Source organism: Saccharospirillum alexandrii (genome assembly GCF_043641555.1).
Taxonomy (GTDB): domain Bacteria; phylum Pseudomonadota; class Gammaproteobacteria; order Pseudomonadales; family Natronospirillaceae; genus Saccharospirillum; species Saccharospirillum alexandrii_A.
In genome coordinates, this window is the sequence record NZ_JBHZRJ010000001.1 from 579,606 (window position 1) to 605,064 (window position 25,459).

22 protein-coding genes and 1 tRNA gene are annotated in these 25,459 nt (G+C 54.6%); 17 read left to right on the forward strand and 6 right to left on the reverse strand.

Going from position 1 to position 25,459, the window contains the following annotated elements; all coding sequences use genetic code 11:
- Positions 1 to 212: 212 nt before the first annotated feature.
- The 9 genes from pstC (at position 213) to ACHUE7_RS02560 (ending at position 9,016) form a co-directional block, all read left to right on the forward strand.
- Positions 213 to 1,601: a phosphate ABC transporter permease subunit PstC gene (gene pstC / locus ACHUE7_RS02520; protein WP_394168583.1), complete on the forward strand. Its 1,389-nt coding sequence runs from the start codon at positions 213 to 215 to the stop codon at positions 1,599 to 1,601.
- On the forward strand, positions 1,594 to 2,907 hold the full coding sequence (pstA, locus tag ACHUE7_RS02525; RefSeq protein WP_394169147.1) for a phosphate ABC transporter permease PstA: 1,314 nt from the start codon (positions 1,594 to 1,596) through the stop codon (positions 2,905 to 2,907). The genes pstC and pstA overlap by 8 nt, the downstream gene beginning before the upstream one ends.
- 24 nt (positions 2,908 to 2,931) lie before the next feature.
- Positions 2,932 to 3,807 (forward strand): phosphate ABC transporter ATP-binding protein PstB, encoded by an 876-nt coding sequence (pstB, locus tag ACHUE7_RS02530; protein ID WP_394168584.1) that lies wholly within the window; start codon positions 2,932 to 2,934, stop codon positions 3,805 to 3,807.
- A gap of 17 nt (positions 3,808 to 3,824) precedes the next feature.
- Positions 3,825 to 4,541: a phosphate signaling complex protein PhoU gene (gene phoU / locus ACHUE7_RS02535; protein ID WP_348474804.1), complete on the forward strand. Its 717-nt coding sequence runs from the start codon at positions 3,825 to 3,827 to the stop codon at positions 4,539 to 4,541.
- Between the two features lie 73 nt (positions 4,542 to 4,614).
- A tRNA-Thr gene (locus ACHUE7_RS02540) sits at positions 4,615 to 4,690 on the forward strand.
- Positions 4,691 to 4,901: 211 nt separating this feature from the next.
- Positions 4,902 to 5,237: a DUF3392 family protein gene (locus ACHUE7_RS02545; protein WP_348474803.1), complete on the forward strand. Its 336-nt coding sequence runs from the start codon at positions 4,902 to 4,904 to the stop codon at positions 5,235 to 5,237.
- 5 nt (positions 5,238 to 5,242) lie between these two features.
- Positions 5,243 to 6,046 carry a S1/P1 nuclease gene (locus ACHUE7_RS02550; RefSeq protein ID WP_394168585.1) on the forward strand — a complete coding sequence of 268 codons (804 nt, stop codon included), beginning with the start codon at positions 5,243 to 5,245 and terminating at the stop codon, positions 6,044 to 6,046.
- 1,228 nt (positions 6,047 to 7,274) lie between these two features.
- Entirely contained in the window at positions 7,275 to 8,027 is a 753-nt protein-coding gene (locus tag ACHUE7_RS02555; protein WP_394168586.1) for a hypothetical protein, read from the forward strand.
- 77 nt (positions 8,028 to 8,104) lie between these two features.
- On the forward strand, positions 8,105 to 9,016 hold the full coding sequence (locus ACHUE7_RS02560; RefSeq protein WP_394168587.1) for a response regulator: 912 nt from the start codon (positions 8,105 to 8,107) through the stop codon (positions 9,014 to 9,016).
- Here the strand turns inward: ACHUE7_RS02560 and phoR are convergent.
- The 4 genes from phoR to ACHUE7_RS02580 all read right to left on the reverse strand — a co-directional run bounded on the left by phoR (position 8,984) and on the right by ACHUE7_RS02580 (position 12,582).
- Entirely contained in the window at positions 8,984 to 10,333 is a 1,350-nt protein-coding gene (gene phoR / locus ACHUE7_RS02565; RefSeq protein ID WP_394168588.1) for a phosphate regulon sensor histidine kinase PhoR, read from the reverse strand. The two genes, ACHUE7_RS02560 and phoR, sit on opposite strands and share 33 nt — an antisense overlap.
- Positions 10,330 to 11,037 (reverse strand): phosphate regulon transcriptional regulator PhoB, encoded by a 708-nt coding sequence (gene phoB / locus ACHUE7_RS02570; RefSeq protein WP_127556847.1) that lies wholly within the window; start codon positions 11,035 to 11,037, stop codon positions 10,330 to 10,332. Before phoB ends, phoR begins: the two co-directional genes overlap by 4 nt.
- Positions 11,038 to 11,189: 152 nt before the next feature.
- Positions 11,190 to 12,044 (reverse strand): 4-hydroxybenzoate octaprenyltransferase, encoded by an 855-nt coding sequence (ubiA, locus tag ACHUE7_RS02575; protein WP_394168589.1) that lies wholly within the window; start codon positions 12,042 to 12,044, stop codon positions 11,190 to 11,192.
- The gene (locus tag ACHUE7_RS02580; RefSeq protein WP_394168590.1) at positions 12,013 to 12,582 is read right to left on the reverse strand and encodes a chorismate--pyruvate lyase family protein; all 570 of its coding nucleotides are present in this window, start codon (positions 12,580 to 12,582) and stop codon (positions 12,013 to 12,015) included. The genes ubiA and ACHUE7_RS02580 overlap by 32 nt, the downstream gene beginning before the upstream one ends.
- A 183-nt stretch (positions 12,583 to 12,765) precedes the next feature.
- Between ACHUE7_RS02580 and ACHUE7_RS02585 the strand changes: the two genes are divergently transcribed.
- From ACHUE7_RS02585 to ACHUE7_RS02600, 4 genes are all read left to right on the forward strand, one after another.
- Positions 12,766 to 12,930, forward strand: a complete 165-nt coding sequence (locus ACHUE7_RS02585) for a rubredoxin (protein ID WP_127556841.1) — start codon at positions 12,766 to 12,768, stop codon at positions 12,928 to 12,930.
- The gene (locus tag ACHUE7_RS02590) at positions 12,927 to 14,093 is read left to right on the forward strand and encodes an FAD-dependent oxidoreductase (protein WP_394168591.1); all 1,167 of its coding nucleotides are present in this window, start codon (positions 12,927 to 12,929) and stop codon (positions 14,091 to 14,093) included. Before ACHUE7_RS02585 ends, ACHUE7_RS02590 begins: the two co-directional genes overlap by 4 nt.
- 101 nt (positions 14,094 to 14,194) lie before the next feature.
- Positions 14,195 to 14,467: an HU family DNA-binding protein gene (locus tag ACHUE7_RS02595; protein ID WP_127556837.1), complete on the forward strand. Its 273-nt coding sequence runs from the start codon at positions 14,195 to 14,197 to the stop codon at positions 14,465 to 14,467.
- 176 nt (positions 14,468 to 14,643) lie between these two features.
- Positions 14,644 to 15,012, forward strand: coding sequence for an SCP2 sterol-binding domain-containing protein (locus ACHUE7_RS02600; RefSeq protein WP_348474795.1), 369 nt, complete (start codon positions 14,644 to 14,646; stop codon positions 15,010 to 15,012).
- A gap of 163 nt (positions 15,013 to 15,175) precedes the next feature.
- Here the strand turns inward: ACHUE7_RS02600 and ACHUE7_RS02605 are convergent, their stop codons facing one another.
- Positions 15,176 to 15,670, reverse strand: coding sequence for an Lrp/AsnC family transcriptional regulator (locus tag ACHUE7_RS02605; RefSeq protein WP_394168592.1), 495 nt, complete (start codon positions 15,668 to 15,670; stop codon positions 15,176 to 15,178).
- Positions 15,671 to 16,035: 365 nt separating this feature from the next.
- Here ACHUE7_RS02605 and leuA point away from each other — a divergent pair, with 365 nt between their 5' ends.
- Complete coding sequence (gene leuA / locus ACHUE7_RS02610) at positions 16,036 to 17,736, forward strand: 2-isopropylmalate synthase (protein ID WP_394168593.1); 1,701 nt, start codon at positions 16,036 to 16,038, stop codon at positions 17,734 to 17,736.
- A 1,119-nt stretch (positions 17,737 to 18,855) separates the two neighbouring features.
- Positions 18,856 to 22,254: a hypothetical protein gene (locus ACHUE7_RS02615; protein ID WP_394168594.1), complete on the forward strand. Its 3,399-nt coding sequence runs from the start codon at positions 18,856 to 18,858 to the stop codon at positions 22,252 to 22,254.
- Between the two features lie 315 nt (positions 22,255 to 22,569).
- Here ACHUE7_RS02615 and ACHUE7_RS02620 read toward each other — a convergent pair whose 3' ends face one another.
- Entirely contained in the window at positions 22,570 to 23,559 is a 990-nt protein-coding gene (locus ACHUE7_RS02620; protein WP_394168595.1) for a transposase, read from the reverse strand.
- Positions 23,560 to 23,678: 119 nt separating this feature from the next.
- Between ACHUE7_RS02620 and ACHUE7_RS02625 the strand changes: the two genes are divergently transcribed.
- Positions 23,679 to 24,332: a hypothetical protein gene (locus ACHUE7_RS02625; RefSeq protein ID WP_394168596.1), complete on the forward strand. Its 654-nt coding sequence runs from the start codon at positions 23,679 to 23,681 to the stop codon at positions 24,330 to 24,332.
- Positions 24,333 to 24,348: 16 nt separating this feature from the next.
- Positions 24,349 to 25,380 (forward strand): hypothetical protein, encoded by a 1,032-nt coding sequence (locus ACHUE7_RS02630; RefSeq protein WP_394168597.1) that lies wholly within the window; start codon positions 24,349 to 24,351, stop codon positions 25,378 to 25,380.
- The last annotated feature ends 79 nt before the right edge of the window (positions 25,381 to 25,459 follow it).

Here is a 25,459-nt window from a genome sequence, read left to right on the forward strand (position 1 = left end):
CCGATCGGAGGAGGTCCAGTTGGCTGGCCCTCCTCTTGGTGTTTTAACGGTACGGGTTCTTCTGGCGGTATTTTCTGAGAGAATGCGCAACCTAGGCCCGGTTCTGTTAACACCGATAATGGAATGTCCCGGTCAACGCTCTGCACGGTGTATTTCAACCGGGCAACAGAGCAGTGACCGAGACGTTTTTTCATGTTCTGAGGAGTGGTTGGATGCAAACATCGACCCTGATTTTGTTCGTACTGGCGTTGACGGTCGTCGCCTACGTGCTCGGCCGTCAACGCTCGGTGCAGCTGGCCCAGCCACTTGGCGGGATTAAGCGGCTGCATTCCCTGCCCAATTACTACGGACTGATGGCCGCCGTCTGGACAAGTATTCCAGCCCTTATCATCGTGGCTGTCTGGTCGGGGATGGAAACAACCGTCATCACCGGTACTGTCCTCTCGACGTTGCCGGATGCCTACACCAACGTCTCTGAATCTCAAATAAGCCTGACCTTCAGCCGCATTCGCAACATCCAACTCGGCACTATTGATGGGAGTCAGTTCCCCGACCTGGTTCAGGCGGGTGAGTTGCTGCAACGCTTAACCGAGAGCAGTCAGTTTGGCAAGGTAGCGTTGACCCTGGTCATCTCGGTTCTGGGTGGCGCCTATGCCTGGTTGCGCACCAGCCCGAGGCTGAGAGCCCGCCCGCAGTTTGAGGTCGTGCTTAAAGGCTTTTTCCTGCTTTGTTCTACCATCGCCATCTTTACCACGATCGGCATCATTTTGTCGGTTCTGTTTGAAAGCATCCGTTTTTTCCAGTCGATTCCATTTTTCGATTTTGTGTTCGGTACCAAGTGGAGCCCTCAGATTGCGATTCGCGCCGATCAGGTCGGTTCGTCTGGCGCCTTTGGGGCCATTCCGTTGTTTGTCGGCACGCTGTTGATCGCAGCTATCGCTTTGCTGGTGGCCGTCCCACTTGGGCTGATGTCGGCCATTTATTTATCGGAGTACGCCAATTCGAAAGTGCGCGGTGTCGTTAAGCCGCTACTGGAAGTGCTGGCCGGTATTCCCACGGTGGTGTATGGCTTTTTCGCTGCACTGACCATGGCGCCGCTGGTCCGCGACTTTTTTCAGGGCATCGGGTTCGATGGCGTTTCCGCCGAATCGGCTTTGGCCGCGGGCCTGGTTATGGGCATCATGATCATTCCCTTTGTGTCGTCGTTGTCTGATGACGTGATCAATGCCGTCCCGAACAGTTTGCGCGATGGCTCTTACGGCCTCGGAGCCACCAAAAGTGAGACCATCCGCCAGGTCGTCTTTCCGGCCGCTCTGCCGGGCATCATGGGTGGGGTACTGCTGGCGGCCTCCCGGGCCATTGGGGAGACCATGATTGTCGTCATGGCGGCAGGTCTGGCCGCCAACCTGACGGTGAACCCGCTTGAGGCGGTCACTACGGTAACGGTGCAAATTGCCACCTTGCTGGTGGGTGACCAGGAATTTGACAGTCCCAAGACCCTGGCAGCATTTGCCCTGGGCCTGATGCTGTTCATTACCACACTGCTGTTGAACATTGTGGCCATGTCGATCGTGAAGAGGTTCCGTGAACAATATGACTGATCAATCGTTGAATGCCATCGAGCGGATGGCGACCGTCAAGCAGGAACGACTGAACGCCCGACTGAAGCAGCGTTATAATCGTGAGCGCCGCTTCAAGGCCTATGGCATTGCGTCCATCACCGGAGGTCTGGCGTTCTTGGCCATATTGCTGATCACCATTTTCAGCCAGGGTATACCGGCCTTTCAGAGCTCCTTCATCAAGCTCGACATCACCTATGATCCGGATGCCCTGTACATCGATGACGCCTCCGATCCAGAGCAGCTGCGGTTTGCCGACTTCGACAACGCGGTGCGCCAGTCGATGCTGGAGCGCTTCCCCGAGGTGTCGGGCCGGAATGACACGCGTGAGCTGATGTCTCTAGTCAGCACCGCCGCCGGGTATACCGTGCGAGATCGGTTAATTGCAAACCCCGATCTGTTGGGTCAAACAGAAACACTGTGGCTCATGGCCGATGATGATCTGGACCTGGTACTGAACGGCACCATCGATCGCAATTTGCCGTCGGATGAACGCCGGGTGTCCGATCTGGAGCTGGAGTGGATTGACGACTTGATGGCCAATGGTGATATCGAGCGTCGATTTAATACCACTTTCTTCACCCGGGGCGACTCGCGCGATCCTGAAACCGCCGGTGTCTGGGGCGCTGTAGTCGGCTCTTTCTACACCCTGGTGGTGACACTGGCGCTGTCGTTCCCGATTGGGGTGGCCGCGGCCATATACCTGGAAGAATTTGCGCCCAAGAACCGATTGACCGACATCATTGAGGTAAACATCAACAACCTGGCGGCGGTGCCGTCCATTGTGTTTGGCCTGCTTGGTCTGGCGGTGTTTATCAACTTCTTCGGATTGCCGCGCTCCGCCCCGGTGGTCGGTGGCCTGGTGCTGACGCTGATGACCTTGCCGACCATTATTATTTCAGCCCGTGCATCGATAAAGGCGGTGCCACCGTCGATTCGGGATGCAGCCATGGGGCTGGGTGCTTCAAAAATGCAGGTAACGCTGCACCATGTATTGCCCCTGGCGATGCCCGGCATGCTGACCGGCACCATCATTGGCATGGCTCAGGCCCTGGGTGAAACAGCCCCATTGCTGATGATTGGCATGGTGGCCTTCATTGTGGATATTCCGCAGGGGTTCACTGATGCCGCCACGGTTCTGCCGGTTCAGGTATATATCTGGTCGGACAGCCCGGAACGGGCCTTTATTGCCAAGACATCCGCAGCCATTATGGTGCTGTTGGGCTTCCTGGCGCTGATGAATTTGTTGGCCGTCCTGCTGCGCCGTAAATTTGAGCGTCGCTGGTAGGCGATTTCGGGGAGACCGTAGACGATGACCATTACCAATCAGTACACAGAACATAAGGCCGACACCGTGACCGTAGCCAAAACCGAACCTGATCAATTTGACATCGGCGACTGGACCCAGACTGTGGGCGATCCGCTGCTGGATGACCCGCGCCTCAGTGCCCGTAATGTAGATGTGTTCTACGCAGATAATCAGGCGATTCACAATGTGAGTCTCGATGTCGGCAAGAACGAAGTCATTGCGATGATTGGGCCGTCCGGTTGCGGCAAGTCGACGTTTTTGCGCACCCTGAACCGGATGAACGATTCAATCGACATTTGCCGTGTCAAAGGCGAGATCATTCTCGACGGCCGCAATATTTACGATAAAAGCATGGACGTTGTAGAGCTTCGGGCCAAGGTCGGCATGGTGTTTCAGAAGCCGAACCCCTTCCCCAAATCCATTTACGACAACGTCGCTTATGGCCCACGCATTCATGGCCTGGTGTCGCGTCGTGCGGAACTGGACGAGGTGGTGGAAACCGCTCTGCGCAAAGCGGGCCTGTGGGATGAAGCGAAAGACCGACTCGACAAGCCAGCGACCGGTCTGTCGGGTGGTCAGCAGCAGCGGTTGTGTATTGCCCGCACCATCGCCGTATCGCCCGAGGTGATTCTAATGGACGAGCCCTGTTCAGCCCTGGACCCGATCGCCACCGCGCGCATCGAGGAGCTGATCGCCGAGCTGTCTGAGAACTACACCATTGCGATCGTGACCCACAGCATGCAGCAGGCGGCCCGGGTTTCGCAGCGTACGGCCTATTTTCACCTGGGCAAGCTGATTGAAGTGGGTGACACCGACAAGATTTTCACCTCGCCGGATCACAAACTGACTGAAGATTACATCACCGGTCGCTTCGGCTGACCGGAGAGGGAGACACCATGGATAAATCACATTTCGACCGCCACACCTCCGCTCAGTACAACGCCGAGCTGGAAGAGGCGCGCAAGAACCTGATGCAAATGGGCGGCCTGGTTGAGCAACAGGTCGAAGACGCGCTCAAAGCGCTGATGGAAATGGACACCGCCCTGGCCCAGCGCGTGATCGAGACCGACAAAACGGTAAACGACATGGAGCTGGAGATCGATGAGGAATGCACCCGCATTCTGGCGTTGCGCCACCCGGCAGCTTCGGATCTGCGCTTTGTGATCGCGGTCACCAAGGCCGTAAACGATCTGGAGCGAATGGGTGACGAGGCTTCAAAAGTCGCCAAGCACACGCTGGAACTGGCCGACACCGGCTCGGGCCCGCAGGGTTACGTTGAGTTGCGCCATATTGGCGAGAAAGTCCGCCAGATGGTCTCCCAGTCGCTGGATTCCTTTGCCCGCCTGAATACCGACAGTGCCTTTGATGTGCTGCAACAAGACCAGGCGGTCGATCTGGAATACGGTACGGCCATTCGCACCCTGGTCACCACCATGATGGAAGACCCGCGCACCATTACCCGGGCACTGAACGTGATGTGGTCGCTGCGCTCACTGGAGCGGATCGGCGACCATGCCCGCAACGTAGCTGAGTCGGTCATCTATCTGGTGAAGGGCAAAGACGTGCGCCACATCAAGCTCGATCAGGTGGAAGCCCAGATCAAGAAAAAATAATGGCGAAAAAACTTGTTGCGAATCAAAAGGTTGTTGACGAGCACAGGGGTTTTCCTTATATTACGCACCCGTTGCCGGCATAGCTCAGTTGGTAGAGCAACTGACTTGTAATCAGTAGGTCCCGAGTTCGACTCTTGGTGCCGGCACCATATTCAAAGAAACCCGCTTCGTGCGGGTTTTTTCGTTTCTGGGGTTTGGTGGTTGCTGTCACTGGGTGCCATGAGTCCGCTTCGGCACCTGTTTGCCATCAATCATGCAAAAATCTGCCTCGACTGATCCTTTCAGTTCCCTTCACTGGCGGCTTGCCCGGATATTCAGTAGAGTCAGCGGTTCGTCCGTTGTACTGCTTTGGAATCTGGCATGAACTTCATTACCGATCTGCTGTTGTCGCTTTCGGGGCTGATCCGCCCGCACCTTACCTTTGTGTCTTCGGCCCTGGTGGCCACGTTGCTGGTTATTTATGGCAATGACGTTAACCGTGCCGTCTGGGCGCTGATTCGCCGGGCTCATTTTATCGTTCGGACTCTGGTGTTTATTCTGCTGTGTGCCATCGGGTATGGCCTGATAGCGGTCTATCTGGTGCCGCTTGTTTCCCGCCTGCTGTTAATGGCGGGTTCGGTCTGGTTTGGGTTGATTGTAGTGCTGGTGTTTATACTGGTCGGCTGGCTGGCTGAAAAGCACAGTCGGCGGGGGTGATGAGGGTGGTTGGCACCTGTCTCAAACCGTTGCGCCGACTGGGTCTGAGCGTTGCGCTTGCTTTGTCGCTCCTGCCGCTGCAACGGGCCTGGGCCCTAAATGAGGCGGCGCACCAGGCGGTGCTTCAGCTAGCGATCATGCAACTGGAGGAGGGCGCCCGTGAGCAGCTGGCACAGTGGTATGGCCCCGAGTGGCAGCGCGATCTGATCGCCCTGGCGAACTGGGCCGATGAGGCCCGGCCCGAGCCGCGGTTCAGCAAGGTACTGTTTGCCGAAGGCGCGACGGGTTTTGATCTGGTTGAGAATTGCCCGGGAAATCTGTGTGCCGTGGCGGCCATTCTGGAAAGCCGTCGGGTGCTTGAAGATGAAACGTACAGTGTGATCCGCAAGCGCGAGGCTTTGCAGTATCTGATGCATTTCGTCACCGAGTTGCATGTGCCGGTCAATGCCGGGCGTCTGTCGGATGAGGGCGGGCAAACGCTGACCCTCACGGCGAGTGACCTGCGCGATGTCTCACTGGATTGGGTGTGGAATCAGGATCTGTACAGCCGAGTGAGTGATTCTTGGTTTGTGCAGGCCCAGCGCTATCGGCGTCGGCTGTCAGAACTGCCGGTATCGCAGTGGCAGCAGTCTACGACTCCAGTCGACTGGGCGCTGGAAACGCATCAGCTGTCGCTGGAGACAGCCTATGCCTTTGCTGAGCGCGGTAAGTATGATGCCGCCTACCGTCAGGCAGCGATGCCGGTGCTTGAGACGCAGATGATCAAGGCCAGTGTGCGGCTGGCTGGGGTACTGAACGCGGTTTTTTGAAGGGGCTGGGTTCCCTGCAGGCATAAAAAAAGGCCCCATCCGAGGGCCTTTCTTTATTACGATCATTTTAACCATCCGTGTCGACCACTGAACTGCTGAGAGCTTCCGTTGCCGCACCATTGGCTCCTTCCTGGCGCCTTTGGTGTGTCAATTCTGCTATCAGGCTACTTGCGTATTCTGACGTCAGCATCCGTGCTGTGTCGCGTGGTGCGATGCTCCTGTTGCCATCCTATGGCTGGCCAGCCTGGCCCCTGTTTTGTCCGTTGGCGTTCTTCCTGAACACGAGAGAAGTATAGCGAATGTCAGTTTGCTTTGTGACGCAGTTAGCGCTCTGAGAGCCGGGTCTGGTCAGTTTTGCCTCATAGGCAGACGGTTGGATGCGGCTTGGCGGGTGCTTTTAGTGAACTTCGTCACAAAATAAGTGGAAACATCGTACGTGCCGTGTAGGAAATGTCTTACACAGAGATGAGGAAAACGGGAAATTGAACGTCAATGGCAAGGTGTGAAACGGTCAGCTAAACGTCAGCCAAGGCGCTTGTAGAGCCTGTGTCGGCGGGTGGCTGCCTGTGTACTGTGTAAGAAAGGGTATCTGGTCTGGTGTGTGCCCGGGCAAATCTGACGGTTTACTCAACCTCATTGCTACGGTGAAAGTGGAAGGGCAGATGACTCTGCCCTTCCGGGTCTTGCCAGTGTGATGCTATTGGCTTGCTGCTGTGAACCATCCCGGCTCTTGCATGCTCTTCCGTGTGACCGTCCCCGGTCGGGCGTTCCTTGCGGCGCTGTTATCCCTGTCGGTTCGTCCTTGCGCATCCCTGTGACGGCTGCTGCCGAGCCGTGCGTTGTCCCTGGTGTGACCGTCCTGGTCGGCTTCCCTGTTTCTGGCCATCCTTAGAGCTGACTGTCCGTAGTCTCCGGTTTCCTTTTGGTTCAGGCCAAGTCTTGGCCCTGCTCCCTGAACGCAGGCTATGATACGGGTAAGGCCCCCTGGTTTGGGCGTCAATTTGTTGTCATATTGAATTGTAAGAAGTGTGACAAAGTGCAAAGCCAGCCATGCTGGGGGTGGGCTCTTTTTGTGGGACGACTCTTAGTGCAAGTCGCTCTTATTCTCACATCGAATGTAGGAAATCTCGTACAAATCATGTCAGAAAAAAAGACATTACCTTCTGGAACCTTACATTTTTTTGGCGGAAAACCGATGGTTTTTTGGCTTAAACAGGGGGTAATACCCTTGAGTCCGGGTTTGCCGTTGGCGCAGCCCTTCGTTCAGCCGGTGCCAGAGCAGGCGCGAATGCTGCAGCCGGTCAGTGCCGAAGCAATGGAGCGCGAATGGCAACGCCAGTATGAGGCGCTGCCATTGGCCGTTAAGGGGCTGTTGAGTTTCGAGCACTTTCGCGCCCAGTCCGGCGAGCTGGCCAGCACCATACAAACGGCGGCCCGGGAGCGTGAACACGGGCGCTTGCCCGGTTATGACCTGAACCGGCTGGCGAAAGCCCGGGTGGCCCGGTTGTTTCCATCGGCGCTGAGCTATCTGGCCTGGCGAGACCTGGCAGAGGGGTTCAGCGGTCTGGCGGTGGCGGTGCAGAGCCGGCACGCGTCTCTGGCCAGTCGGGAAGGGCGGCCCGCACTGCTGGCGCCGGTTCAGTATGGGGGCGAACACCGCTACCAGGTGACCGCAACCAACCCCTTTCCGGGCTTGTTGGTCGATCACCCCGCCTGTACGGATAACAATGAATGGCGCCTGCTGATGCCGGAGACAACGGTGCCGTTGAAACCCGGGCCCGACCGGGAGCCACAGCCGGTGCTGCCGATTCAGCGGGGGCTGGTCACGGCAATCTACTGGTCGGTCAATACTCCGGAAACAACGATTGCCGAGGTTCGCCAGCTGGTTGCCCGCGACATGCGCTTTCGGTCGGTGGCCCTGGGCCAGGTCATACCGGATCCGGGGCGCTGGCAGTTGCAGTTGCAGCCGGTCAGCGAGTAAAGGCAGGAATTGACTGCTAGAATAAAAACCGACTTGTTTCGACATCCACCCCGCAGGCCCGGTACAGGATTAACTACATGCAGAAACTCTCTTTTCTGGTGGCCGATGATGCCGGTTTTATCCGGGATCTGGTCAAGCGCGCGCTTAAGAGCCAGTTTGCCCAGTGCCAGATCGATGAAGCCCCCAATGGGCGCAAGGCACAGGGGTTGCTGAACCGGAATCGCTACGATCTGGTGCTCTGCGACTGGGAAATGCCTGAAATGTCGGGGCTGGAATTACTGGGCTGGCTGCGTGCGACCGAGACCGAGCGCGAACAAAGTAAGACGCCGTTCATCATGGTGACCAGCCGTGGCGACAAATCCCATGTGGTTAAGGCGGTGGAAGCCGGTGTCAGTGATTACATCGGCAAGCCGTTCAGCAACGAGCAGATTCTGAAGAAGGTGCTCAAGGCGTTGTCGGTGAACCACCGGGATCTGATCCGCAGTATTTTGAAGGGCCAGGCGACCATGTCGAAGCCAGAGGGTGGGCTGGGTGAGTCGGCCAGCCTGCTGACGTCTTCTCAGGCGACACCCCGGCCGGCCCCGGCACAGAACCTCAGCGACAGTGCCAGCTTGCTTACCGGCGGCAAACCCGCAACACCCAAGCCAGCCGCCGCCGCAGCCAACAGCAAGGCGCTCACCAAGGTTCTGGTCCGGTCATCGAAAGGGCAGTGGAAGGGCGCGGTGCGTGATTTGAACCTGATTGAGATTTCCGTCGACATTCTGCTGGAAGAAGCGCCGCCGCCCATCCTGTTTGAGCAGGTGGTGATTGACTTGCAGGTTCCGGATCAGCCCAGTTCCCTGGCGCGCATCAACGGTTTTGTCACCCAGCTTGCGCTGCGCGAAGCCTCAATGGATGCCCGCAGCGTGCGCCTGGGCGTGAAGTTCGTGGATGATGATCCGCAGAAGATGGAAGTCTTAAGCCGGCTTGTGGCGTCGATCCGGCGCTGAATCTGGCGTGACCGGTGCGTTGGCGGGCGGTAGCAGTCGTTCGGCGGGCAGGCAGCAGGTGAATACGGAGCCGCGCCCCGGCACGCTGGCGACATCAAGCCGGCCCTGGTGGTGATGCAAAATGTGCTTGACGATCGCCAGGCCGAGGCCAGTGCCACCGCGCTCGCTACTGCGGCCTGGGTCTACCCGGTAGAAGCGTTCGGTCAGCCGCGGAATGTGGCGCGGGTCGATGCCGATGCCGTTGTCCCTGATCGAGATATAGCCGCCCTGCGGTGATTCGTGCCAGTGCAGTTCAATATCGCTGCCATCGGGGCTGTAGTTGACGGCGTTGTAGACCAGGTTGCTGATGGCCGAGCGCAGTTCCGAGGGGTCTCCCTGTAGGTCTTTATCGCTGTCGAGGCGAACGCTGATGTGGTGGTTGCGTTCACTCGACAGCGCGCGGGCGTCGTCGGCAATGCTGTTCAGCAAGGTACTCACCTCGATGCGTTGGCGCACCGACTCCCTCACTTCCACATCCAGCCGCGTCAGCACCAGTAAGTCGTTTACCAGGTTTTCCATGCGCTGGGTCTGGCCATTCATGCTGCCCAGTGCCCGGCGCAGTGGGGCAGGCAGGTCATCGCTGAAGTCGAGAATCGATTCCAAATAGCCCTTGAGCACGGTCAGCGGGGTCTTGAGTTCGTGGCTGGCGTTGGCCACGAAGTCCTGACGCATGTGTTCCAGCTGGGTCATCCGGGTGGTGTCGCGAATCAGCAGCAGGCGTTCGCCCTTGCCGTAGATGGTCATCGAGACATCGAGGGTTCTGTCTGGGAAGGCCGGGTTATCGATGCGGATGCTCTCGCGCACTTCCCGGTTCTGGTAGAACTTCTGAAAGGCAGGCTCGCGCACCAGGTTGATCAGCAGTTGGCCTTCGTCGCGCGGTTGCAGCTTGAGCAGGTCGGCTGCCGACTGGTTCCACCATTGCAGAGCGCCGTGATGGTCGAGCAGGATAACGCCATCGCGCAGGGCCTCGGTGGAATTCTGCACCCGGTTGATCACGTTCTGGTAATGGCGGACTTGCTTCTTGCGCCGGCGTTGTTCGCTGTAGAGGTGGTCGAACACCATGCCCCAGAGGCCTTTGGAGTCCGGCGGTTCCGACTTGGCACCCTGTTCCAGCCATTTGATCAGACGGCTTTGCTGGAACAGCTGCCAGGCCAGATAACCGCTGACGGCAATCAGTAATAACAGGATCGGCTGGCCAATATAGACGCCGAAAGCGAATACGCCGGTCAGTGCCAGCAGCAGGTTTCGGAAATAGGGGCGTCGTATGTCTCGAATCATGAAGCCGATTGTGCCGAAACTTTGGTCGAGAAGCGATATCCCGTGCCTCTAACGGTCTGAACCATGGCCTGGAAGGGCTCGCCCAGGGCTTTGCGCAGGCGCCGGATGTGAACATCCACGGTGCGCTCATCCACATACACATTGCCGCCCCAAACCTGGTCGAGCAGTTGCGAACGGGTGTAGGCGCGCTCGGGGTGGCTCATGAAAAATTGCAGTAACCGGAACTCGGTCGGCCCCATGGTCAGTTCGCCCTCGCCGGTGCTGACGCGGTGGCTGTTCGGGTCGAGCCGCAGGCCCTGAATGTCGATGGGCTCTTCAATGCCAGCGGGCGTGGTGCGACGCAATACGGCTTTCAGCCGGGCAACGAGTTCGCGCGGTGAGAAGGGCTTGGTGATGTAATCATCGGCCCCGGCTTCCAGGCCGGTGATTTTATGGTCTTCCTCACCTTTGGCCGTGAGCATGATGATGGGGATTTCCGCTGTCATCGGGTCCCGCTTCAGGCGGCGCGCCAGTTCGACACCGCTGACGTTGGGCATCATCCAGTCGAGCAGGATCAGATCGGGCTTTTGGTCGACGACCAGGCTGTGGGCTTCGGTAGCATCACCCGCTTCCAGGGTATGGTAGCCGGCCATTTCCAGAGCTGCGGCGATCACTTCACGAATGGCCGATTCGTCGTCAACGATCAGAATGCTGCGAGAGTTCATGGTTCACCTTAATGTCACCTTTGTGATCATTTAACGCCGCTTCCATGACAGAAGTGTTACAGCCGTCATTGAATTGTCAAAATTCAAGCTGCGAGCTACGAGCTACGAGCTGCGAGTTTTGAGCTAACAGCTAACAGCTCGAAGCTCGAAGCTCACAAAAGATCTAATACAGCGCCGATGAATAAAGCCAGGCCGGCCCAGTGGTTGTTTAGGAAGGCCTTAAAGCAAGGGTCGCGTTCGCGGTGGCGAATCAGCCATTGCTGATAGAGGAAGCAGCCGGTGGCGACGGCCAGACCCAGCCACCAGAATAGCTTCAATTCGGCCTGTATGCCCAGCATGAACCAGGCGAGCCAGGTGAGCAGTTGCAGCAGGCCGACCATGAGTTTATCGGCATCGCCAAAGAGGATGGCGGTGGATTTTATGCCGATTTTAAGGTCGTCGTCGCGATCGACCATGGCGTAAAGGGTGTCGTAGTGCACGGTCCAGAGAATGTTGGCGGTGTACAGCAGCCAGGTAATTTCTGTGAGTGGCGCGCCAACGGCGGTATAGGCCATGGGAATCGCCCAGGAGAAGGCCGCGCCGAGAAAGACCTGGGGCAGGTAGGTGTAACGCTTCATGAACGGATAAAGCGCCGCCAGAAACAACCCGCCGAACGACATATAAACCGTGGTGGTATTGGTGAACAGCACCAGGCCAAAGGCAGCCAGTGCCAGAAGGGCGGCCAGCAGCAGCGCTTCGCGTTCGGTGACCAGGCCCCGGGCCAGTGGTCGTTGGTTGGTGCGTTTTACGTGGCCGTCGAGGTGGCGGTCGGCGTAGTCGTTGATTACGCAGCCGGCGCTGCGCATCAGGGTGGTGCCGAGTATGAAGATGACCACCAGGTGCAGCGGCGGCCAGCCCTCGGCTGCGAGCCACAGCGCCGTTAACGTTGGCCACAGCAACAGGTAAATACCGATGGGCCGGTCGAGACGGGTCAGTTTAAGGTAGTGCGGTAAGGCGTTGATGTTCATGGCTGAGTAAGGCTTCCATAAAAAATTCAGCGACCAGAACCGGGGCACCATGCAGCCAGTAACGGGTGCGTCGGCCCCAGCCGTCCTGGGTCCGGGTGATCTGTTGCTGGTCTTTGCGCACCCCGGGCGTGGTGAAGAGTAACTCGCCCAGTGGCCGCGTTTTCAATTGCGACAGGGCCGACAGAGAGCCGTTCAGGCTGGCCCGGGTAACCAGGGTATGTGCCAGCACCCAGGGTGTATCGCCATGGCACAAGGCCACCTGGCGAGACCAGCAGTGGCAGGCATCGGCTTGTTCCGTAAAGGCCGCCAGCGGTGTTTCGAGTGTCAGTTCGCCTTCGGCCAGAACCCGAACCGAAAAAGCCGGGGTCCGGTCGCGCAGCGCCTGCGTAAGGCTACCTGGCAACTGCAGCCAGTAACGCCAGTCTGCAGAGGGCTGGTCTGGTACGGTCGATAGGTCGTACCAGTCGTACTGACGCATGTCGGCCGGTTCAGGCGCGGCGCGGGATGCTGTGGCGGGTTGGGGGTGTGCAAGGGTCACAACCGTGCAATCCGTCTGCTGTAAAAGGCGCAGTGTAAAGTGGGGCACCCGCGAATACCAGAGGCGTTCCGGCTTCAGCGTCGGTGACTTTCTTGCAATTGACTGGCAGTGTCAGTAGTTTCATCAGCCCCGGGGTTTACCTGCCCGGGCCGGTAAAGCAGATCGCTATCTGAGAGGATCGACATGAGAAAGTGGCAATGCATTGTCTGTGGTTTTATTTATGACGAGGCCGAGGGTATTCCGGAAGAGGGCATCGAGCCTGGTACCGCCTGGGAAGACGTACCCGACACCTGGGCCTGCCCCGATTGCGGCGCCACCAAAGACGATTTTGAGATGATTGTGCTTTGAAGGCGTCGCCTGCTCCTACCCCACCGCTGATTGTTGTTGGCTCTGGCCTGGCGGCCTACACCCTGGTCCGCGAATGGCGCAAGGCCGACCCCGATACCCCCCTGGTGCTGATTACCGCTGATGATGGTGCGGGCTATTCCAAGCCGATGCTGTCCAACGCACACAGCAAGGGGCAATCGGCTGACGATCTGGTTCAGTTGACGGCCGATGAAGTGGCACAGCGTTACCAGGCCGAGTTGCTGACCCGAACCGAAGTGCTGCACATTGACCCGACCACCCGAACACTGCATCTCGATACTGGCTCTACGCTGGTGTGGGGCCAGCTGGTGTTGGCTGTGGGTGCTGAACCGATCCGCGCGCCGCTGGAAGGCGATGCCCTGAACCGGGTGTTCAGCGTCAACGACCGGCTCGATTTTGCCCGCTTCCAGTCTGAACTGGAGGGGGCGCGGCAGGTGGTTATTATGGGCGGCGGTCTGATTGGCTGCGAGTTCGCCAACGACCTGGTCAGTGCGGGTTTCGAGGTCGACCTGGTAGCCCCCAGCGAGACACTGTTGTCGGGCCTGGTACCCGCTGAAATAGGCGAGGCGCTGAAACAGGCGCTTGGTGAGGCGGGTGTTCGCTTTCATCTTGGGCCAATGGTAAGCCGGGTAGACCGGGCCGATGATAAAAAATTGCAGGTCAGTCTGACCAATGGTCAAAAACTGCCGACCGACCTGGTGCTCTCGGCCGTGGGCCTCCAGCCGCGGCTTGATCTGGCTCGCAAGGCTGGGCTGGCGGTTAATCGGGGTATTGTTGTTAATAAGTACTTACAAACCTCGGACCCATCGATTTATGCGCTGGGAGACTGTGCTGAGGTGGAAGGCCAGGTACTGATGTATGTGATGCCTCTGATGAATGCAGCCCGCGCCCTGGCGAAGACACTGGCCGGAGAGACGACGGCCGTACAGTGGCCGGCGATGCCGGTTACGGTAAAAACCCCGGCCTGTCCTGTGATCGCGTACCCACCCCGGAGCACTGGGGCATGGCAAATTGACGGCAGTGGCGCTAATCTAGCGGCTGTGTGCCGTCAGGGTGAGTTGATTGTGGGCTTTGCTTTGTCCGGTGAGCGCATCAAAGAGCGCAATACCTGGTTAAAGGCCGTACCACCTTTGCTGGCTAGCTAACCTGGGGTTGCCATGGGCCTGTGCGGCGCTTGGCAATCCAAATACCGTCGCGTATGCTGATTCAGTCATGCGGAACCCGAAATAAACAGAAGGAAAGTCTTATGCGTAAACCAGAACTGGCCGCTGCCATCGCTGAAAAAGCGGATATCTCAAAAGAAAAAGCCAATGAAGTGCTGAATGCTATGTTGGATCAGATCACCAACACCGTTGCCAAGAAAGAATCCGTCACTCTGGTAGGTTTCGGTACTTTTGAAGCACGCGCTCGCGCCGCTCGTACTGGCAAGAATCCGCAAACCGGTGCCAGCATCCAGATTCCGGCCAGCAACACCGTTGCTTTCAAGCCCGGTAAAGCGCTGAAAGACGCGGTTAACTAAGAAAGAGAGACGCAAGCTGCCTTCAATCCGGTTAACCACCAATGAAGGGGTTTTAGTCACGAAACGGGGCCTTCTGGCCCCGTTTTTCGTTCTAACTGCATGAATCCCCGCTTAGGCTTGGCAATCTGTCTGTGGCCCTGCATGATGCGCCTCCCCTGCATTGTGAGGCTAATGTCATGAAATATCGGTTATTACTTTGGTTGATGGCAGTGCGATTCAAGCGCGCCCTTCGACGTCAGCCTGCGTTTCGCGAAGCTCTGCAAGACATCGACCGAACGATCCAGTTCACCACCGACGAGCGCAAGGTCTCACGCTATCTGGCGTTTCGCGACCAGCGGCTCAAGTCCCGTCGCGGTCAGGCCGAGCACGCCGACATCACCCTGCGTTTCACCACCGCTTCAGAGGGCTTTAGCACACTCTGGGCCATGGCCACCGGCAAAGACCGCAACGCCGTAATGAAAGCCATTCAGGACAAACGCCTGGCCGTCGAAGGCGACCCCATGTTGTTGATGTGGTTCCAGAAGACGGTCAAATTCCTGCGGTAGGGTTTGCTTTTGGGGCATGGGTTTGCACTGGCCGCCGGGTAGACCTATCCGGGGCCGGCGTGAACCCATCCATGGGGCCTAGACTTCGGCATCCATGCCTCAGACTTCCCCGGATAGCTCTACCCGGCAGCCAGTGCTTAGTGCATTGGTTGACGTTACTGCTTTAAAGATCTTTTATGTAGCCCAGCGGCAAATCCGTTTTATCCACCACCCGCCTCAGTACGAAACTCGAGTGAACACCGGAAACGCCGGGGATTCGGGTTATTCGGTTCAGTAGCAGCTCCTGGAACACATCCATGTCCGGTACCACCGCCTTTAGCATGTAGTCGGCGTCGTGGCCGGTGATCAGATAGCATTCCTGGATCTCCGGGCAGGCTTCGATCTGGCGCTGAAACTCGTCGAACCGTTCGGGAATGTGTCTGTCCATGCTGATCATGATTACGGCCGTCAGTGACAGCCCGAGAGCTTTGCGCTCCAGTAGTGTGACCCGCTTCAGAATGACGCCGGCCTCTTCCAGGGCCCGCACCCGGCGCAAACAGGGCGAGGGCGACAGCCCAACGCGTTCGGCCAGTTCCTGATTGGTGAGGCCGCCGTCCTGTTGCAGGCAATCCAGAATGCGGCGGTCTGTTTTATCAATTCTGACCAGCTTTTCGATCATAGTGGCTTAATCTCGCTCGAAAAATAGATTATTGGCAATTAACTGCTTAAAAATAGCGATATTGAGTCAATTTAGCAAACACATTGCCCAATGGCCTGGGTATCATAAGGTCATTGCTCGGGTGAGTAGCGGTTACCGCTGTTGCAGACCCCGACTGCCTGGCTCACAAGGCCAGACAGTGCCAGCGACGACCCCGTTGCCGGCTCAGCAGGTGCCAGACCCATCATCATTGGGCTGAGTCCCTGACCAGGCGGTGCAAGCCGCCTGTCAGCTTTCTTGCAGAAACAAACAAGAAAGTTGCTGAATCCAGCACGACTGATCAATGAGCACAGCCTTTTCAGGACAGCCTAAAACAGGAAACCATCATGAGCTTCGACCACCGCAAATACCCGGCCTTTGCCCCCATTCGCAAAACCGACCGCCGCTGGCCCGATCGAGTCATCGAGCAGGCCCCGATCTGGTGTGCGGTGGACCTACGGGACGGGAACCAGGCGCTGGTCAAGCCGATGAACCTGGTGCAGAAGCAGCAGATGTTTGATTTGCTGGTTGATTGTGGCTTTAAAGAGATCGAGATTGGCTTTCCTTCGGCCAGCCAGCCCGATTTCGATTTCTGCCGGCAGTTGATTGAACAGAACCGCATTCCGGACGATGTCACCATTCAGGTGCTCACTCAGGCGCGCCCGGAACTTATTGCGCGTACCTACGAAGCCCTGGCCGGTGCGCCGCGTGCCATTGTGCATGTGTACAACTCCACCTCGACCGTGCAGCGCGAGCAGGTGTTCGGGCTCGACCGCGAAGGCATTAAAGCCATTGCCGTCAACGGTGCAAAAGAAGTGCAGCGCCACGCCGCCTTGCACCCGGAAACCGACTGGACATTCCAGTATTCCCCGGAAAGCTTCACCGGCACTGAGTTGGATTTCTCGGTGGAGGTGATTGACGCCGTATCCGACGTCTGGCATCCGGAGCAGGGCCAGAAGATGATCATTAACCTGCCTGCCACTGTTGAGATGTCGACCCCCAACATTTTTGCCGACCAGATCGAATGGGTGTGCGACAACATTAAGCACCGCGAACACATCGTAATCAGTCTGCACACCCATAACGACCGTGGCTGCGGTGTAGCGGCAGCAGAACTGGGTCTGATGGCTGGTGCCGACCGCATCGAAGGCACACTGCTCGGCAATGGCGAACGCACCGGTAACATGGATCTGGTGACCGCAGCGATGAACCTCTATTCACAGGGGGTTGATCCGACACTCGATTTATCCGACATGGCGCGCATCATTCGCACCGTGGAATACTGCACCGAAATTCAGGTTCACCCGCGCCACCCATACGCCGGTGAGCTTGTATTCACAGCTTTCTCGGGCAGCCATCAGGATGCCATTCGCAAATGCCTGAACCGCCGCACGGCTGACGACGACATGTGGCACGTCGCCTATTTGCCGATCGACCCTTCCGATCTCGGCCGTCGCTACGAAGAAGTCGTGCGCATCAACAGCCAGTCCGGCAAGGGCGGCGTCGCCTATGTGCTGGAACGGGATTACGACATCACCCTGCCGCGCTGGTTGCAGATTGATTTTGCCAAGGTCGTGCAACGTGCCGCTGAAGTCAGCGGCGACGAAATCAATTCCGATACCATTCATCAGTTGTTCGACCGCCACTATCTGGCCACGCCAGAAGGCTGGCGTCTGCACACCTACGACCTGCACCGCACCGACGAAGGCGTGGAAGCCCAGGTTGATTTCGGTGACGACGGCGACCGGGCGTTGTTGCAAGGCTATGGCCAGGGCGCCGTTGAAGCGCTGGCACAGGCACTGGAAAAACGCTACGAGATTACCCTGCAAGTCGATGCCTATGACGAATTCGCCCTGTCGGAAGGCACGCGGGCCAATGCACTGGCGTGTTTGAAAGTGAGTGTGAGCGGAACGCCGGTGACAGCAGCTTCGCTGGCCGGTGATACGACTACCGCTACCTTGCAGGCGTTGTTGAATGCGGTTGGCCGGTATCAGTTGGCCAGTGCAGATGATAAACGCCAGGCGGGGAGTGAAGCGGCGGCGTTGTAGGTAAAAGACACAGAACCTTCGGTGGCTGTTCTGTGTCAAACACGGCAATCAAGCCAGCCCTAAAGGGGCTGGTACGACCTGTTAAGCTTCTGTTGTGTGGTCTAAAGCTTATGGTCCTCTCTAATTCTGGTTGAGCAAAAACGCTAGGGCGCAACCTGGTGGAGCCAGTGCAAAGATCGGTTTTTATTAGCGCAACTACACTTCAAGATATGCTCATATAGTTTTCAACTTCGATTTTTCTTCCTTGTTTGTTTTCGACCCAAACTCGAAAATCCCTCCAGATTCTGATGCTGCTTTATCGGCAAGACCAAGCAAGGTTTGTTTAATCAGACCACTCGTATCGCCGGGTATCTTTTCAACTATGGCGCGGGTTGCTATGGCTAAACACGCTTCGGGCTAATGCATGAATTCTTGATTGCGGGAGGTTGGCAATATAGCTAGAGAAAGTTTGTGCCGTAGGTTGATATATTTCTGCAAAAAATGGGGTGTCTGCACTTTCCGGCTATGCCAGTATTTCTTTGTCATCAATGCTCTCATTAGACCCTGAAGCAAGTATATAAATGAATTCAGGAAGTATATTGGGCGGGCGGAGTATTTAACGGCACTATGAATGCTCACTATTAATATTTTCATAGTGTGAGTTGCGTCACATTTCTTGCTGAGTAGACTTAGATAATTTGTGGGGTTTTGTTGCCGCCAGTCAGCAAGATCGAGCGCGCCGTTAGTAAAATGGCGTTATCTGGGTGTCGTTGTGCCAATTTAATGTTCGATCCTTCAAACTCAAACTGTCTGACACTATGCACTAGGGTTCCTGGGTATTGTTAAAAAACGGTATGGTTTCAACCGTGTTCCGATGTCTATTAGCCTCTGAAGCGGAACTTTTTGCGTCAACGAACCAGATAAACGGAAAGTTGCCGGATTAGTGTAGTGAGGGCTGAAAGCGTTAGGATGGGTGTCCACCGATACACTGTTGGCTCTATTTATCTAGTGCCCACCATTTTCTTTTAGCACAAATGCGCGCTTCAGCTTTTTGATCTGCTTTGCTAAAGTCCGGGAGGGTCTTTACTCAAAGTAGGGATAAGTTAGGACCCAAACAATACTAAATTAGGGATATTAGATATGAAGAGTAGTTTTAAGCTGGCTCATATTGTTATCGGGCTTACCGCAGGCGTGACTCTCTCGCCTTCTTGGGCCGGAAATATGATCTCTGAAGAGTCCTTTAGCGCGTCATTCGGTAACCAGTGGTTTAATAATACTGCTGATGACTCCCATGATTGGCGATTCAATACCTACGGAACTCCTTCCTCCAATACCGGGCCGTCATCCGGTGCAAGCCGAGGGGCTGATGGTTACGTGTACTTGGAAACCTCTTCTGGCGCAGCATATAGTGCCGGGAGTACTGCCATCCTTGAGGGCCCTGAACTAGAAGAAGGACACTATCGTTTGGACTTTAAGGTCCATCGGTACGGGTCAGATATTGGCACACTTGAAGTGCAAGCGCGGACGTATGAAGCCGCCACTGGTACTTGGGAGTGGGTTACCCGGATATCAGATACAGGTCAGTTCCAAACGAGTAGTTCAGAACTATGGCTAGAACACTCCGTATCTTTTGAGACTTATGAGATCGACCGAATTCGATTTAAAGCGACTGCGGCAGGAGGGTGGGAAGGTGACATTGCTATAGATGATATTGCACTTTACACCTCAGGTCCGAATACCACTCCCCCGAGTCTGTCAGAAGGTGGCGTTAACGAAATTGTTTATCAGGATACCAGTGTTTATATCGATCTGGACGACTACATTACCAGTGGAAGTGAATACTTCGTATCATGGCCAGATATCCCGGCATGGCTTTCCCTGGAAGCAGATAATGTGTTGTCTGGCAGTGGTGTGGATGCGATGCCGGGGTTGCTCCAGGACGAGATAGAAATACAGAATGAATACGGCGCTATAGCTTTGCCTATTACGATAGATGTAGTGGATAGAGTAGCGCCCACGTTGGTGAGCAGCGAGTCCTTTGGCGAAGGAGTAGATCCAGTTTGGACGCTTAATTCAGACGGTGATACAAATGCTTGGCAGTACAAAATCGGTAATACGTCGAGTGCCAATACAGGGCCAGAAAAATCTCCTGCAGATGATCAATATGTATACTTCGAAACATCGAGCGGGTATGCCTACACTATTGGTAATTCCTCATCCTTAAAGAGCAACAGCTTTTTGATTGAAGGAGCGCTGATTGAATTTCAGTACCACATGTATGGCTCCAACACTGGCTCGCTGATTCTTGAAGCAAAAGTCGATAACGAATGGGTGCAGGTCTGGGCAAAAGAAGGTCAGCAGCATGCGTCATCACGAGACCCATTCAGCAAGGAAACAGTTGAGTTGGGCAATTTGGGTCAGATTCAGCAATTGAGATTCCTCGCCATTGCTCAGGGTGGTTTCATGGGTGATATCGCCATAGATGAAATCAGCATTGCTGGCTATCCGGTAGCCCAGCCAGACGCTGACGGCGACGGCTACCACGACGGGATCGACGCATTTCCCGATGATCCAAGTGAATGGGTGGATTCAGATGGCGATGGCACGGGTGACAACTCGGATGTCTTCCCGACGGACCCTACTGAGATAGCAGACTCTGACTGGGACGGCACAGGCGACAATGCCGATGTGTTTCCTGGCAATCCGAATGAATGGCAGGATTCAGACTCTGATGGCGTAGGCGACAACGGTGACGTGTTCCCTACCGATCCCACAGAATGGGCTGATAGTGATTTCGATGGCTATGGCGACAACGGGGACGCATTTCCGAACCACCCCGGCGAATGGTTAGATACGGACAATGATGGTATTGGCAACAATACCGATGAAGACGATGACGATGACGGCATTCCGGATGTCGATGATGCGAACCCCCTGACGCCGGATACTGGCGCTTATATCCCTCCGTATGAGCTGGTCAACCTTCAGGTAACGTTTATTGATGCGACTGGCCCGTTTCACACTGAGGTATCTGACCATATTGGGCTGTTTGGTTACAACAACCCCGCCCTTGATGGGGTTGACTACAACAGCCTGACGGTTGAGTGGAGTGGTCAGCTGGTCGTGAACCGTCCCGGGATCTATGTTGCAGGACCATATAGCAATATTGCTAATGTGGTTGAATTCGACCTCGACGGACCTGCGTTGGTTTACAATCCACTTCAATTGAGTGCTGGAACCTACGACTTCAATTTGGTAATCGATGGGCTGCAGGGTGACAGCAATTTCCAATTCCAGTTCTATGATACCAGTGAAAATCCGCCAGGAGATCAGGAACTTGCTGCAGTGTTGCAACAATTGATGACTGACCAAACGGCCGTGATTTACGCAAGCGCAAACCATCCACAGGACAAATACGGCAACATAAACGTTACCTTTGAGGCAACACAATACCCGGTGATATTGTTCCTAAGCACTTTTGAAGGGATGGGCTGGGACATCGATATTCCTGACGACGTTGAGGTTGCTGCAATTGTTGCAAACGCCAATATGGCCCCCCCGAAGGTGACGGTGAATCAGGATGTGCCAATATATCAATACAGCTTTCTAACCGCTGAGAGTAATGAACTGAGTGATGATGCTATACACATTGAGAACATGATTGGTACTGAGCCACACTTATACTATGGCAATGAAGCAATACTGGGGTGGAATCCAGAGATCAATCAGTTGTTGACGATTGAGAGGTGTGAATACTATTGCGGCTTGGATCCCAACGAACCATTGGATAGTGATCGGGATGGGATATTCAATAACGTCGATACCGATGATGATAATGATGGGTATCCCGACACCAATGACGACTTTCCGTTGGACAGTAAGGAATGGGTCGACACAGATGGCGATTCAATTGGCAATAACGCCGATCAGGATGATGACAATGACGGAGTAACAGATCGCAACGACGAATACCCTCTGGACTCGTCAGAAGCGTTCGACAGTGATAATGATGGTTTAGGCAACTCAATTGACACCGATGATGACAATGATGGTGTACCGGATGTTGCTGATGACTTCTCACTGGACCCCAATGCGAGCTCTGATTCAGATTTCGACGGTATCGATGATTCTGTGGATACTCTAGACAATGGAGGCCCTACGCGGATCAACAACGCGTATGACCTTTATCCATTTCAATGGGATATTTATGCTGGTAGTCACCTGATGACCACAGAGTATCGTCGTGTCGTCGATCTAGACTACCCGTGGGACTACTTATATGGTGTTGACTCCCCTGAATACTCGGCTGTCTGGAAAACTAAACTAGAGACTGCAAATGTAGACCAGTTAGTACATCTGGATGTTACTTTGAGCTGGGCAAGCGCTGAAGTCTCGGTTAACGGAGTTGTTATCGATTCATGGAGTACTGCTGGCTCTGTACATACCACCAGTTTTGTTATTCAACCCGGTGTGACCGACGTCGAGATACGACATGTTAACAACTGGCATACAACCAGTTTTCAGGCAGACTTCCGTTAAGTAGCTGTCTTTTGGTGAAAGGAGCACCGTTGGGTGCTCCTTTTTAGCATTGACCAGTAGATTATGTTAAGCCACGGCTACACTCCGAGATGTCTCAAGCAATAGAGAACAAGCAAGAGAGTAAACAGCAAACAGGACAAACCACCCAAGCTAGTAAATTTTGAAACACTTAGATCTCTGAAGTGAAAAGTCTTATGGCGGTGTATGGTGAATGACGATCTAGGAACCGAAATTACGAATGTGTTGCTATCAACCATGTTTTTCAGCCACGGGAAAATCTCAGATAGCCCTGATAATTGATTAAGATGGGTTGGGTTAAGCTAACTGTGTCGCAGCCGCTAGCCCCGGTGTTCGCTGGTATCCGAACCGCTGACACTGAGCTTTGATCGAAAGGACCGTTCCCACTAAACCTTTGAATTGACTCTCGAAATGCTGGGTATTGTAGACCCAGTGGTCGGTATCGATATTGAGGCGTTCGAGAATAGGGGGAGCCTTCTGGTCGATACTCCCGCGCTTGTCTGCTCTAATTTGTCTACCCGTCCAATCAACCAGTTCCAGGTAGTCCTGGAGCCGAAAGGGTAAGCCTGAAGGCATGTCCTGGCGGGGGTATCCTGCGAATGGAAACAATGGCTTCGGTTGCTTTGGTTCAACATTGTCGGGTTCGCTTTGAGCGGTATTGATGCGTTCTTTTATCGAAGTAAAGTCGGAAGTCTCGAGAGCGTCTGCCATCTGGGCACGAATGGGGTTTAAATCGACATAAGCCAGGCAGGTTGCCAGCGCTGTTTCATCGAGTAACGCTTGGGACTTGTAGCGACCTTCCCAGAATCTTCCAGTGCACCCGTCTTCTGCGTTGGCCTGTCGTGCAATGTCCTCGTTCAAGGCTCGCATGAACCAGCTGATCGACATCAGGCGTTCGCGCCATTTTTTAACCAGCTCTGAAATGACTCTGAGTTGCTCTTCATACAGGCCTTTGCCATCCAGATACTCATGGCTCAGGAAATTGCCAGCATACAGGGCGTGCCAGCGTTGAATAACTTCGGTGTCCGACCAGGCTTTGGCTTTCTCGGCGTTGATGTGAAGCACAATGTGGTAATGGTTGGACATGACGGCATAGGCACAGATATCGAGTGCATAAACTTCGGCTAGCGCCATCATGCGCAGCTCAATCCATCCACGGCGGTGCTCGTAGTCGTTACCGGAGTGCTCATCACGGCCGCACAGAAAGGCGCGGCGCACGCACCGGGAAGTGCAGTGGTAATAAGGTGTCGCCTCCAGGGCGATCTGGCTTTTCCTTGAACGTGGCATAGTGTCTAACCTTGACGGCCCGTTTTTAAGATGCTGTATAAAGTACTGTATGGATTTCGGTAGGTCAAGTGTTAGGATGGGTGTCCAGTTTGGCCCATCATTATGATCCTGGACAAAACTTGATAGCTAAAGCCGTATGGTTGTCTCGACAAGGGTGTGGTGACAGCTTTTGGCGAGCCTTTGTCGTTGATCCCAATGACGATGATGGAAGAACAAGATACGCCGGAAGCTATGTATCATCAGGAGGTGTCACTCTAAGACGTATTGAGACTGGGGGTGAAAGCACAATCATTGCAGGCGGAGTTCATAATGATGATGTTTATGAACGCTTGGCTAAGGCTCTCGGCGGCTATAATCAAGGGTCTCCTCAGTTTTCGAGGGGGCAGGGGAACAGTTGGTTAAATCACCTTATTGATATTAGTAACCCTAGCTCGGCCACATTTGTCCGATACTCGAGACTAGAGGAGCCTTCTCCAGCGCAAAAAAAATATATGGCCAGATCAAAGGCCATGGACTATGCCATGACAATCATGCACGATGATAATAAGTTAAGTTTGCCATCAAGATCATACATATTCGAAGGCGGGGCTTATGCTGATGATTTGGTTCTTGAAAATGGGGCTCCCGATCCGAGAGCAGGGCAGGTATGGTGTTTTGATTATAGCGAGTCCCACTGGTTGGCTGGTATTGGGTTGAGGGCTAGGTTGTTAGCTGCTAGGGGAGATCCTTTGGCTCTACCACCAATTGAGCCAACAGGAAGAGTGGATTGTTAAATTAGTGAGTTATTTTATGAATAAGATGCTAGTTTTTTTTACCGTGATTATGAGCCCCGTTGTTCATGCAATTGACCTTGATGCGGGTGTTGGATTGCATGCTGGTAATGAAGAGGAGCTGTACTATAGTTCGATTCCCTACGCGATCGCTAGGCAAGGCCATGCAAATTTTAACGAAGATGTTATTAAAGGTTTTTTCGAAACAACAACATATATTTTTTCAGTGTCTGATGAGCAAACTTTGGCGAAAATTGATAAAAATAGCCGAAGTGTAGTTGATAGTTGGTTTGTAGAAGGGCTTGGTTATCATTTGTATCTCAACGCAGAATATATTGCGGCTGATGATGAATTTCCAAATAGAGCAAGAGATGAATCTCGTCGTCGCTTAAATCCTGATGTTATTGTGGAAGATCGAGAGGTTGCATATTCCTTTATTGAGGCTGCTAATAATAATGTAGGCTGTTTTCAATTAACCCCTTTGCGGTACGGCGATATAGAAAGTGATGGGCAGCCTGAACTGGTTCTTTTTATGGGATATGACTTTATAGTCTTCTCTCCAGAAGAAGGTGAGGTTATTTTTAGTTCACATTTCTGGCAAAGCGATGAATTAACTGGGGAAGAAAAGCAGCGTTGGTTCGGAGAGCTTTCAAATTCAAACGCTCCACAGTTTGTGGCTTCCAGCGGGACGGATGTGCTTATCGATGCTATATTCCCAGCTTGGCACTCCCTAACAAAGATTTATATCGGAGAATTTGATGGCGTAGAGGGGTTCGATATACTTCTATGGCGCAAAGTTTACGATGCCAACCGTAATTCTGAATTGCCAGGATTTCATAAGATTGCTGATCGTCTAGTTCACTATACCAAGCAAGATGGAATATATCAGTTAACAGACTCTACATCAGCCATGGTCAGCAGTTGGTTAGCTGAAGAAGACATGACCTGGAGTGATGGCTTTCCTTCTGCAAGTGAGTGTGATGGAGAAGAAGGCGAGCTGATCCCGGAGATGCACGATCCGATGCTGAATGACCCGGAGGTATTGCAATAACAGGTTTATAGCAGTATCGGCTAATAGAAAGGGCTAATAGGACAAAGGGCTAATAGGGCAGCCATAACAGCGTAAAGAG